Source organism: Ruegeria sp. AI3 (assembly GCF_056541245.1).
In genome coordinates, this window is sequence record NZ_JBQFYA010000007.1 from 101,043 (window position 1) to 113,765 (window position 12,723).

The 12,723-nt window shown below is 49.3% G+C and carries 8 protein-coding genes; 3 read left to right on the plus strand and 5 right to left on the minus strand.

Going from position 1 to position 12,723, the window contains the following annotated elements; genetic code table 11:
• The first annotated feature begins 347 nt into the window (after window positions 1–347).
• Genes ACRZ95_RS12245 through ACRZ95_RS12255 form a run of 3 tightly spaced genes read left to right on the plus strand, consistent with a single transcriptional unit; the run spans window position 348 to window position 4,801 of the window.
• Window positions 348–1,016 carry a HEPN domain-containing protein gene (locus ACRZ95_RS12245; RefSeq protein ID WP_170679160.1) on the plus strand — a complete coding sequence of 223 codons (669 nt, stop codon included), beginning with the start codon at window positions 348–350 and terminating at the stop codon, window positions 1,014–1,016.
• A 53-nt stretch (window positions 1,017–1,069) separates the two neighbouring features.
• Window positions 1,070–3,493 carry an AAA family ATPase gene (locus ACRZ95_RS12250; RefSeq protein ID WP_254435589.1) on the plus strand — a complete coding sequence of 808 codons (2,424 nt, stop codon included), beginning with the start codon at window positions 1,070–1,072 and terminating at the stop codon, window positions 3,491–3,493.
• A 6-nt stretch (window positions 3,494–3,499) separates the two neighbouring features.
• The gene (locus tag ACRZ95_RS12255) at window positions 3,500–4,801 is read left to right on the plus strand and encodes an McrC family protein (protein ID WP_170541096.1); all 1,302 of its coding nucleotides are present in this window, start codon (window positions 3,500–3,502) and stop codon (window positions 4,799–4,801) included.
• Between the two features lie 54 nt (window positions 4,802–4,855).
• Here ACRZ95_RS12255 and ACRZ95_RS12260 read toward each other — a convergent pair whose 3' ends face one another.
• The 5 genes from ACRZ95_RS12260 to ACRZ95_RS12280 form a co-directional block, all read right to left on the minus strand.
• Window positions 4,856–5,305 carry a hypothetical protein gene (locus ACRZ95_RS12260; protein WP_170486084.1) on the minus strand — a complete coding sequence of 150 codons (450 nt, stop codon included), beginning with the start codon at window positions 5,303–5,305 and terminating at the stop codon, window positions 4,856–4,858.
• Window positions 5,306–5,404: 99 nt separating this feature from the next.
• Window positions 5,405–7,498, minus strand: a complete 2,094-nt coding sequence (locus ACRZ95_RS12265; RefSeq protein ID WP_170541099.1) for a hypothetical protein — start codon at window positions 7,496–7,498, stop codon at window positions 5,405–5,407.
• A gap of 257 nt (window positions 7,499–7,755) precedes the next feature.
• Window positions 7,756–9,255 (minus strand): DUF2357 domain-containing protein, encoded by a 1,500-nt coding sequence (locus ACRZ95_RS12270; protein ID WP_170486086.1) that lies wholly within the window; start codon window positions 9,253–9,255, stop codon window positions 7,756–7,758.
• Window positions 9,252–11,252: a chromosome segregation ATPase-like protein gene (locus tag ACRZ95_RS12275; RefSeq protein WP_170486087.1), complete on the minus strand. Its 2,001-nt coding sequence runs from the start codon at window positions 11,250–11,252 to the stop codon at window positions 9,252–9,254. Before ACRZ95_RS12275 ends, ACRZ95_RS12270 begins: the two co-directional genes overlap by 4 nt.
• Window positions 11,252–12,706: a hypothetical protein gene (locus ACRZ95_RS12280; RefSeq protein ID WP_170486088.1), complete on the minus strand. Its 1,455-nt coding sequence runs from the start codon at window positions 12,704–12,706 to the stop codon at window positions 11,252–11,254. The genes ACRZ95_RS12275 and ACRZ95_RS12280 overlap by 1 nt, the downstream gene beginning before the upstream one ends.
• Between the last annotated feature and the right edge of the window lie 17 nt (window positions 12,707–12,723).

A 12,723-nucleotide genomic window follows, 5' to 3' on the forward strand; every position in this document is an offset into this window, starting at 1 on the left:
ACTTGAAGACGTGAAGACTTGCTGTTCGAGCCATCAAGGTACTCGAACCATTCGTCAACCAAATAAGGGATGAATAAATGTTTGCGAATAAAGCTCTGACACAGTTTGTTCTAGGTATTATCGGTGCTGTAATTGTATTCCAATTCACACCAGTCTACACCGATGAGAAAGTGGATCTTGCCCAGATCGCGGAATTTCAAATTTCTGCCTATACATGAACAATAATTCGTCACTTTGGTACATTTTGAATTAGCAGTCGCCAGGTATCAGCACGCTGATTAGTGTGACAAAAATGCTGAGCTAAATGCCAGACTTGCTGTGCGAGCGAAGTGTCGAAAGGTCGGAAAATGACTTTGGATCTATCTCATACCAACTTGAAGTCAAAGCAGAGGGAAATTCGAAATGGGTTTCCTGAGGGCCTTGGTTTGCGAGTTCATAGAGCCCTAAGCTGGCTTGGGAGAGCCGAAACGCTTAGCGACGATAACGATGCTCAGTTTGTTTTTCTTTGGATCGCTTTCAATGCCGCATACGCTAGAGAAGACGCGTTCCATGAGTATGCGGCCACTGAGCGGACGGTATACACTGAATTTTTTTCAAAGCTGGTTTCACTGGATGATGAGCAGCGAATCTATGATGCGATCTGGAAAAAATTCTCAGGGCCAATACGAAGCCTGATGAGCAACAGATTCATCTTCAGCGCTTTTTGGCATCACTTTAACGGTAAGCCAGGTTTTGAAGATTGGGAGCGGCGCTTTGTGACGTCCTCGCGCGCATTCACGAACGCAATACAAGCGCAAGACAGCGCTCAGGTCTTAAGCAAGTTGTTTGAGCGGCTTTATGTCTTACGCAACCAACTGATTCACGGTGGATCTACGTGGAAAAGTTCTGCAAACCGGGAACAAGTCCGAGACGGAGCGGTCATCTTGTCCTTTTTAGTTCCTGTATTCATTGACATCATGATGGATCATCCCGGGGAGAATTGGGGACAACCATATTATCCTGTGGTTGAGAATTAGGCCCATTACCACCAGTGTGAAAAACAAAAATGTCCTCGGAGGAGCCAGGTAGCATGTCTCGATATAATCCGCATGAGCACGCAGCGCCTGTGTACGAAGCTGCAAGTGTTTGGGTTCAGAACTGTCTTGAGACGGACGGGTCCTTGTTTTTGGCAGGCGAAAGCCGTTGGACAAAAGAACTGTTCGACGAGCTTGATCTGTACTTTGTGCAAAACTTGGACGAAGGAGAAGGAAACTTCTACGAGAAACTTGAAGATCAACTCTCGCGATGCTCATCGCAAGGCAAACAGCTGATGGCTGAGGTGACTTGGTTGCTGCTGTTGTTTGCTTCACGGATCACGCCTGAAAAGAAGAGATCAGATATCCAACTAATCTGGTCTTGGTCGGATGAAGATTTGGACGAGAGCCATCACCTGTTGACCAAAGAGTGTCTGGGGGGAATCGGTCACACAGGAACGGCATACAACACGCACAGATGGCGTGAGTATGTATTTTTCATCAACGCAATGCGTGATTTCAAATCAAAGTCGCAAGTAGAAAAAAGTGAGCTTGCAAATGAACCGTGGAAATTTAACGACTGGTTGTTGAGTGTAGCAGATGGGGAAAACCGTCAGCTTCGTCATATTCTGACGCACCTAGTTTTCCCAGATAGTTTCGAGCGCATTAGCAGCTTCAAAGACAAAAAGATGATTGTTTCTACGCTCCGAGATGTTCCGATAAGGGAAGTCAACAAGTGGGAGCTATCACGTGTGGATCATGAATTATTGGAGCTTCGGGAAGAGATCGAAAAACAACGAACAGATCCATTGGATTTCTATTTGGATGAGTTTGTAGCGCAATGGCGACCTACAAAGACAAAAAAATCAAAAACTGCACAAGCGTTCCAAGGTTCATCGGTATCAGTTGAATCGAATGACGAGCCGGTCGAGCCAGTTGCTCGTAATAAACGGCAATCTCTGAACACAATCCTCTATGGCCCTCCGGGTACAGGCAAAACCTACGAAACAGCACGACGGGCCGTAGCCATATGCGACGGACAAGTTCCGGCAACACGTTCAAAGCTTATGAAAAGGTATGCTGAGCTTCAGGCAGAAAAGCGCGTTGAATTTGTAACTTTTCATCAAAACTACAGCTATGAAGAATTTGTCGAAGGTTTGCGTCCGGAAACTGGCGATGAAGACAGCGACGCGGTTCAATCGGCGGGGTTCCGTCTGACACCTCGATCAGGTGTACTAAAACGGATCGCGGAACGCGCGAAGCAAAGGCCCGCGAGGTTGACAAGTCAAAGCGACTATTCTGACAAGAAGATTTTCAAGATTTCATTGGGTCGGGCCTGGAACCCGGAAGATGACAACATTCGCGCCGAAGCCTATGAGGAAGGTATTATTTCTTTAGGCTACGGAGGAGAAATAGACTGGTCTGACGCCGCCTACGGCAGCTTTCGCGCAATTGCTGAACGCTGGCGAGAAGAACCCGGTGAAGCAGAAGCGACAGGTAAAAACCCAAACATAGAGTTCATCAACCAACTACGAAACGAATTGCGGGTGGGGGATATAGTTGTTGCCAGTCAGGGAAATCGGCGTTTTCGAGCCGTCGGTGTAGTAACTGGCGAATATGAATTCGAAATAGACGCACGCTACCCACATCGTAGAAAGGTCGAGTGGCGATGGCAGTCAGAAGACGAGATTGGGCTTGAAGTTGGCGACATCTATGAAAGTAACTTTTCACAGCAATCGATTTATCAACTCTATCCAAAGCGAATAAACTGGCCAACTTTGTTGGCTTATCTTGAACCCGACGCAACTTCTGATCTTCATCCTGCTCACGTACTGATTATTGATGAGATCAATCGCGCTAATATCTCCAAGGTGCTGGGAGAACTCATTACTCTTTTGGAAGAAGACAAGCGTATCGGTGCTCTTAATGAATTGACTGTTTCGCTTCCATATTCAGGTGAAGCCTTCTCCTTGCCATCTAATCTACACATCGTTGGTACGATGAACACCGCTGACAGATCTATTGCTTTGCTCGACACAGCACTTAGGCGCCGTTTTGTCTTCGAAGAGTTGCCTCCCAAATACGAAGTTCTAGAGGGCATGGTCGTCGAAGGTATACCCTTGGATCAAGTGCTAAAAGCGATCAATCAAAGACTGGAGTGGTTCTTGGGGGCCGATCATTTAATTGGCCACGGCTATTTTACAAATGTCCAAGATCTCTCTGACCTTGACGGTGTAATTGGGAATAAGGTGGTTCCCTTACTGCGTGAATATTTCCACGAAGATCTTGGGCGAGTTCGCGCAATTTTGGGGGGCGGCGACAGCTTTTTGCGTCGTGAACGAATCCAAACCCCACCAGGAATGCAGGTGGATTATGAAGAGCCCAGGTATCGGTTTTTAGACAACTATCTTGAGCTGGGCGAGTACGGCCCCGAGGCGTATGACGAACTCTTGGGTATCTCCACAGAACAAGAGGGATGACGCTGGATGCATAGTGTTAGCTATCGTCAAAAAACCCTAACTACAAAAGAATGGGGTTTGATCAGGCTTGGCGAAAACGGACTTTCCGAGGAGCAAGTCGACCGCTTGCAGAAAACTGCTGAAAAAGCGGCCGGGTGTCTGCACTTACATGAAGGTGCAGTCCTCACGAGGGTTGTGAATGGTCTAAAAGCCGGACAGGTTTGCGGTGTAGTCAGCACGCAAGATCGAGCGGTTGAAATCTTGCCGAAGATCGAAGGGCTATCTGGTGCCGAAAGTAAACACGCCCTAATTCGAATGCTTTCAGTCGCTCACGATCTGAATGTTTCGGATAGCGAAAGCGCATTTCTCGCAACCCAAAGACATGACTTGCTAGAGTTACTGATCCAGATCTTTGTGCGTCGACTTAAAAAGGCTATGCAGGCAGGTTTACAAAGACAGTATCGGACAAATGACGAGGAGCTTCCTTTTGTCCGCGGAACACTAAAAGTTGTGCAGCAGCTCACGAAAAGACCTGTAGCGCCGACGCAACTGTACTGCCAATTCGACGATCTTTCTGAGGACACACCTCTGAATCGCCTATTAAAAGCTGCCTCAACGGCTGTACTTGGGATTTCGAGAACTCAAGAAACTCAAAGAGAACTGCACCAAATATTGGACGGTCTTCGATACGTTGGAAAATCAGAAAATGCTCTGAATGAGCCTGTGCAATTGGATCGAAGCACGGCTGCATTCAAAGACCTGGTTCCTTTGGCACGACTCCTTTTGACAGGGAATTGGCAGAGTACTACTTCCGGCGAAACAACCGGTACATCTCTCTTGTTTCCTATGAATGAACTTTTTGAGAGATACGTTGCTCGACGAGCTCAGCAAACAATTGGTAGCGAAATCGTACGCAAGCAGCACGCGAAGCATCATGTGCTTGTGAACAAGCTCTTTCGGATGATCCCGGACCTGGTTTTTGACTATCCATCGGGGCCCGTCATAGTTGATACAAAGTGGAAAAGCTTGGACATCACAGATCAAAAGAAGCTCGGTGTTGCCCAATCTGATGTTTACCAAATGCTGGCCTATGGCCATGGTTATTCGAACGACAGTGCGAAGCCTCGACTTGTTTTGTTGTATCCACATCCTTCCGACCTGGGGACAAATGAAGGAATTCTAAAAAACTGGATTTTGTCGGGCTCAGGGTTGCCACTCTCAATTTGTAGTGTTGACGTCTCTCGACGTCGCTCTCCCACTGAATGGCGAGATTTTTTTCGCAAAATCGCACCTGCTGAAGCTTCCAAGACGCAGACGATGGCGATTTGAAACGACTATTTAGATCCTGGCTTCATTGTAAGTCTTTGCCCATTGGATCTTGTTCTACTGTATCAATTTCCCAAGTCGACTTTGGGCGGATGCAACCGCATTGCTGTCAAATACGTCCGGAAAGCGAACAACGACAGTTTCCCAGATTGTATTCAGGTTGAACAGTTTTCCGTCAGGGTCGAAGCCTCCGAATTGAACCTGATGAGCAATTACATCAATGGCCGAAGCATAATCACCGGACATGAACATCCGCCAAGTGTATGAAGCAAATCCACTTTCAGTCACGGAAAGCTCATATTCCCCCAATATCTTCAAACATTCCCGCACAGCTTCGTAGGCACGAGAGTTTCGAGAAGGTATCAGCACGCCATGTTCTCGCAGGCATTGCTCAGAAGCGTCGGCCATAATAGCGCGTGCATAGGGCATACCAGCATTGGGCAGGTAACGTTCACGCGCTTCCGCTCGCTGTTGTGCCACTGAGATTGAAAAATAAGTTTTCGACATGATTTGTTCCTCCTGTCATCTAGATGGGAACAACATGGCCAGACTGTTTGTTAATGGCTGACACTCTTTTGGTAGACGCTGCCAATGACCCGGTACGAACTAGCTTCCTGCGAAACTCTGCAAATCAACGAGAATGTCTGGGTTGCTGCCTTTGCCTTCCAGTTCTTCACAGACTTGAGTGAGAATTACGAAGTATTTTTCCAAGCGTGGATCGCTTTTCTTGAGCTGGCTAAGATGCGCTGCGAGCAATTCCGTTGCGGCAAGAAGGTTATCGGCCACCGGATCACGTCCTGCTACCAAAGCCCATGGATCTTTCAGACGCCATCTTAACAGACCGACCAACAGGAATGGACCATAAGAATAAGCCGTTGAAAAGTCTTTACCAACGGCCTCACGAACCTTGGCCTCAGCAACCGACGCAATGAAGTCCACTTCTTTGCGAGCAAGAAGCATGGGTGCGTTGTCATTTCTCGACAGTAAAAATGCAGCGCAGGCCATTTGGTCTTTTTTCCAACGTTCCTTGGGAAGTGATAGCAAAAAATCAAAAGCCTGCCGCTGATGTAAAGGATTGGTAGCAGTTCGCCCAATTCCTTGAAGCATCAGTGATCTGCTTCCGGGAGCAAGAATAAATGGGTGTTGTCTAACTGGAGAATCCAAAGCTTCTAGTAAGTTTGGAACAACCCAATCTGGGCATCTTTTGAACAGCCAGGTCAGAAAGCGCAGAGATTGGTTTTCGTCGGTTCCGTCGCCATTTAGACGCGCACGCACATCTTGTTCCGCACGCTCTATAGCCTTGTCGAGAAGAGTTGGAGCTGTGTCGGGGATGCCCTTTGGAAGGTCACCGTCGCTTGAAACAGAATACTTTCCGAAAGGTCGCATCGACACTTTGTTGGCTAGCGTTTCCCAGTCAGGTATTCGTTTATCCAAATTGTCTTCAAGGAGCTCAATCAAGCCGTAGCTACGCTCAGTCTCAAACCAATTGTCAGAACCGCACGGTAGGACCAGCCGGTTGGGCACCGACGGTTTCTCTGGCTCCAAGCTTTCGATAACCTCCTCCCATGTTTGATCAAGCTGCTGAGCATGCGCCCAGTCAACAACCAAGGGGCTTGCAAACGCCTCGGAGACCAATGTGAGTCTTGCGCGGCCAGCAGCGGGCGTTTGCTGCAAATGAAGCTCAACAGGTGTGTTTGTCTGTGGTGGAATCGCAAGAGGAACAACGGCTCTACGAGGTGTTGAATCCGTTTGTTTCTTCAAATGTACTTTGATCTCGTCGGTGCCTGCAACTAAGCCAAGGCGAGCTGGCCTGTCGCTTTGGTATGACTGCCCCGCCGGCAACAGAGCATCCGGAGGAATGAGATCATAATTCGCTGCGCCATCCGCGTTTTGAACAATGGTGGAAATCTGAGGCAGGAAGTCGTAATAAACCGGGTCGTTTTCCGACAACCGTCGGGCAGCTTCCAATGCTCCCAAAGCCACCGCTTCGGGTTTCAAAGCTTGGACTTCGCGCCCTAACGCGTCTTGTATTTTGCCAATAATAAGATTGCGAATTTGTCCTGTTGTTGGAGTTTCGAACAACAAGTGATCGCATCCAGCCAGCGCTTGGACCAGTTTTGAAGGAACGTCTCCCGTAGCTGGCAAAAAGCTCTTTGGAGGTTCAATGATTTCCCATCTTCCGTTCCAAAGCCTCAAGGGCTCAACGTCGCAAGTTCCCTCAACAGCAAGCTGACATGGCAAGTTGGACGCAACGACATGATCCGAGCGGCGAGGGTTCTCACATTTTTCCGTTAAGGACGCGGAAGCTTGATCCAGCAGTGAGTCCAATCCTAAGTCACACTCGATTAGCTCACCAACGCGTTTACGCTCTGGCGCAAATTTTTCCTCTCGTCTTAACTTTAAAACTTGCACTGACAGGCCCTTTGCATGGTGCCCAATCACTCCAATGGTTTGCCCTTCTGTCCATCTTTGAGACGTCTCATCGCTTAAGCCAGCAATTACGGCCAGGACAGATCGCCAAACCAACAGTCTGCGCCCCGGTCTCAACTTCCGAAGGCTGGACAAAAGCGCTTCTTGTTTTTCTTCGTCGAGATTTGGCAGGTCGGGAATTGCGAGAACTACCGTAGCTTTTCGAGCGGAAGCCATGGCCGACAAAGACCCAGCCAATTCAAGCTCAAATTCTGGTGCATTGTCGATCATGGATCTTACTGAGAGGCGCCGATCCGCACTTCCGACTTTTCCCCAACCAGGTCCACGTCCATGAGGCGATCTGAGAGCCTGCATACCACCGATAATTTCTGCTCCAGGTGACGCATCATCGACCCTGACGACGACACCACCGACGCCGCCGCGAACCAGTTGTTCTGTGTTTACAATCGTCTCTTGACCCGGCACTTCCAACCAGTTTTTAGCACCGAAGTCATTCCACCCATTGAGGTCATATCCGACTAACTTTCTCAATTTGGCGACTCCTGAAAACACGAGCGGACAAAGTCAGCAAGAGCCGCTTTTCCTTCCTTCAGTGTTTCACCACGGGCGTCGAGAGCAATCGCGCAGACCCTGCTTGCACCAATTGAGATTTCTGAGTTCTCAAACTCTCCATGGGCTGGCATCAAAATTAAGCCTTCCCGGATGACCTCCTGGCTGGCTTTCTTTCGAAGTGCTTCAATCAAAATTGCAGCATTCCTCGCCTCGTCGCCTGGTGACATCCGTTCAAATGGGTTTGGCGTCCAAACGGGGACGCGCCGCTCGAATTCATCTGATTTAAGATCGGTAATTCTCAACCAAACGTGCGCCTTAGCTCCAAATTGAATGGATGTTACAGCCTCGGGCCGGGCTTGGACCTCCACGATCAACCCGCTTTCTTGCAGCCAGAAAACCGCCAAAGGTCTGTCATGTAGAAATCGACGACCCTGTATTGCTTCATCCAACCACACAAGGGGCGCTTGAGCGAGAAGCTTAGTTTCCTTCAATCCGTGCAGCGCCAGTGTCACGGCAAGAACACAGAAGTCTGTCCAGCTTTGCGCTTGCCAGGCCCACAGTTCATCTTCGGCTTTGTCTTGCCTGAGAAGTCGAAGCCGCGCCTCGTTCACTGCTCTGTAGGCTCGATTTTCCAGCAAAACATAATTCGCCGTAACACCTGGTTCTGCGACACTGACACCAAGCTGGTTTAATTCGCGCGACAAACGCCGGCACAACCTCGAGTATGCTTCAACATCCCTATAGCGTTTACTATTTTCGGCGCGACGATGCTCCCGCATCCATTGCCTCGCAAAGTGGGAAGCCAAACGCAGGTACGCGTGCAAAACGCGATTTTCCAGAGTGTCGAAGTTTTCGTGGCGTGCAATAGCCAGAATGCGTTGATCTGCGCCCGCTCTTTCTGCGGTCGTTGTTCCGGGCTGCCTAACCATCCAGAGCATTGAAGCTCGATCCATCTCTTGGACGCGGTCCAACGGAGTCAACTCACGATTTCGTCTCAGTACTCGCCGTATCTTCTTTTCTAGTTCCAGCAAGTAAGGCTTCACCCCGATGGATTGCCGGACGATCTCGGCCATCCTAGGGTCACTTTCGTCTTCCGCGCGATTCCAGGCTTCTTGCAAACGGGTCCACAGGTTTTCGGGATCATCGAGCGCCGCCTCTAATTCTTCAATCCTTGCTAGCACCCTGTGCATGCGTTCTGACGCAGCAACGGAGATTTCCTCCGCCGGTGTTTTTGGCTCAAGCCCAATCTTTGGCCGGGCTGGTAATCCGGTGACTTTCACCGGATTTTCAGCTGTTCCGGATTTTGGATAGGGAAATAGACGAAGCTCTCTATCATCCCAACTTAACAAGGGAGCGTGTAGGGAACGTCCGCCTTCGCCGACCTTTGCGTCGCCAAGCAAACAGTCGCTCGGCCCGAGGACAGCCTCTTGCGCATCAGTTGCTTTCAATGACCATGGTCGGCGAAGAAGGTTCATCCTCGTGTTACCCCACGCCAAGTAAACTGACCCGTCCCATCTTCTGCGACTTCCGCCGAGTGACGGATTGCATCTGCCAAAACTGGGTCGCTTAGTTCTCTCTCAACATAGTTGGATAGCTCTTGAAGTTCTGTGCTGGCATTTTCCATCTCTATGCCGCGCAACTTGGGCAGAAGGCGCATTTCGACCTGATCGGCCAGCGCTGTTTGGATGTCTCTTCTACCGTTGTCCTCCGGGTAATTCGCCGCATAAGCCATAATTGAGCGGCCCAGACGATGGCCAAACGGACGACCAAGTTTAGTCATGTATTCGACCATTTTCTCTACATGCATTTCAACCCGCGATTGGTCCTCCGCAAGGGCGTTGATACCACGCACCCACTTTCGCCACTGTGTGCGTGTGAGAGCTTTAGAGTCAGCCGGTTTTCCCTGAGGTGTTCCTGCTTTAATCGATTTAGGGGCCGCAAATCGCATGACATTTGCTCGGTCCACGACTTTGTCGGACAGAGATTGTGTACTCTCGTCTTCGTTCATCGTTCCGGCAAACAGAACATTATAACCAGGGAATATTCTTGGGGTCGTTTGACCTTCGGGCATTGGAATGTCTAGCTCAAGCTCGGCATCCTTCCGGGCCTCTGACTTATATGTCTCATCAATGCCGGGTCGGCTTTCCAGCCGGCTCAAAAAGTCTGAGAAGTAGTACTCGACCCTTGCTAGGTTCATTTCATCCAAAAGAACGAGCATCATCCGATCTTGTAAGTCACTGCTCTCCGCTGGACCGTTAAACGCATCCAGATGGTACAAAGCGCGCGCCAAATCGGTAGGTCGGAATTGACCTTCGATGTAGTTGTAGAAGCCCATTAGATCCTGCGGACTATCCCAACGCGGTTGGACTGGCACTTGCAAAAACCCAATGCCCATTGCTTGGGCATATCGACGAGGCAATTGGCTTTTACCGGTCCCGGAAATCCCAGCCAAAACTGCCATTTGCGTAGTCTCGTTGACTTTCATCGCTGTGTGGAAGGCCCGAATGACCCTTGTATGGTAATCCAGCCCATGCGCTTTCATGTGGTTTGAAACCCGATGCAGAGCTTCGTTCTCTTGCTCTTGGGCATGCGTTTCCCAAGTATTCAAGTCCTTCAGAACAGGAGGCAGTGCGTTAAGTTCAGAAAGCGGATCAGCAGCCTTTTTGCTTCCGGAAATTCCCGCTTTGTCTTTGTATGTTTCAATTTGTGCCAGAAGTTCAGCACGCTGCGCTTCCATTCGCGACAATTCGGTTTGAGTCGACGCAACTCGAGCTGCCTCGTCCGTATAGTCTGCTTTAAGTTCTTCCAATCTCGACTCTGCAATACGAGCGGCCTCTTCAGCCTCTTCCCGTCGCCGATCAAAGCCCTCAATTTCCGCCTCGACGCGTGTAATATCTCGCTCCAATTTCTCAATTTTGTCGCGTAGCTCTTCTTCACGGGCCTTGAGTGTTTGGAGATTGGCCAGCTCTTCTCGCAGCTTCGAAACTGTTTGCTCCAAGCGATTGTGATCTTCTTCTAGTTGCGAAATTTGACCAACCAGCTCTTCCGCTCGTTTTAGCCTAGCCTCGACCTTTTCAAGCTCACTGGACTTTTCGGATAAATCTCGAGTCACTTCTGCAAGTGCAGACTGGGCGTCCTCAGTTTCCTGCCGCATCGCGAGCACTTCCTGGCGTCGCTCTTCGAGCTGCTGCCATTCCGCAAGAAGTTCGTCCTTTTGACGTAAAAGACTGTCCACTTCAGCTTGGATATCTGAAATGCTGGATATTGCACCTCGGCGTTTTTCCAACTCCGCTTCTAGGTCGTCTAAGGTCGTCGACTTTCCGCGAATTTGCGCTTCTAGCTCACCCAGGGTCGCGAGTGGGCCTTTTATCGTGATGGCCTGATCAGCTCGCGCCGAAACGACTACCATTACTATGGTCAGCGCGAGCAATCCAAAGCCAATAACCATAACAGTAAGTAATAGAGAACCCATCAGTTAACTCCTTCGGCTGGCGTTTCGATTTCATCGGATTGTGACTGCTCGAGTTGGTTATTTGGCAACTCGGGCTGAACTGCACTGGTAGACGCAGGTTTAAAATTCTCTGCCTCAGATTTTAGTCGGGCAATTTCACTTTCTAATTCGCGTTTTTGAACTCCCAGTTGGTTGTTCTGGACCTCCAACTCGCTGTTCTCTTTCAAGATACTCTCTTTTTGGCTGAGAAGTTGACTAAGTTCCTTTTGGATCTCAGACAGTGCTTGGCTTTGAACTTTGAGGTGGCTCAATCGTGCTTCTTCGCCAAGGCGTTCGCTTTGCCGTTGTCTAAGTAGTTCTAGTTCGGCGACGACTTCAGCCTTCTTGCCTTCTAAGTCTTTCCGAGTCGCCTCGAGAGCGAGAGCTGCGCCATCCCGTTCTGTTTCGATAGCAGTTAGCCGTTGCTTTGCTTCCGTTTCCTGCGCAGACAAAAGGCTTACGCTTTGCCTTAGGGCGGCCAATTCACCGGTCACTCGTGTTAAATCGGTGCTCTCGGTATTTAGATTGGATCGAACAGACGCAATTTGGGCTTCGAGATCATCTTTGTTGTTTTCGGCCGTTTCAAGATCCAAGCGCCTCTGTGCGAGTTGATCTTGACTGGCCACTAATTGCTTTGAAATTTCTTGGAGCCTACTTTCTTCAGTGCGTAAAGACTGAACCTTTTCTTCAAGGCCGGTTCTTTCCGCATTTAAGCCTTCAAGCAGAGCAACTTGTTTGTTCCTTTCATTTTGTACAGAAGACAACTTGTCTTCGAGCTTTTCCAATCTTGGCCGAAGTGAAGCAAGTGTGTCTTGCGCGTTGGATAGTCGGCGCTCAGCTTGCTCAGCTTCAGCTTCACGCTCGCTCAAATTCTTTTTCGTGTCTTGAAGATCTGCTTCTAAAGAACCCAAGTCTGCTCGTTTCGAATTTAACTTTGCATTGATCGCATCCAGATCATCTTTGCGCTGTTCAAAATTGGCGACTTCGTCTTTTAAAACGTCTCTTCTTTGCTGTGCGTCTCGCGCTTGGTCCTCTGCTTTGATCAATTCATCACGAAGTTTTTCGACCTTTCTTGAGAGCTCTTGCTCAGATGACTTGGCTTTCTTCAGGGCTGTTTCTGCCGCGTTTCGGTCAGCAATCAAGCGCTCCGCTTCTGTTTTCTCTTGCGATAGTGCAGCCAAGGCTTCTTTGGCTTCATTCACTGCGGCATTAAGATTATCAAGATCTTGCTGAGCAGCAGCAGCCAGCGCTACTTCTGCTTTCAAATTCGAAAGTTCGCTTTGACTGTTGCTGATTTTGCCTGCCAGATCGGCATGTTGTTCCTGGGCATCTTCGACCGCGCGCAGAATCCGCTCTTTGTTGCCGCGGATCTCGCCATACTCAGTTTCTAGAGTGTTAATTTTAAACAACAAGAAACCGAAGGCAGCGGCGGACAACAAACCAGTTCCCGCTG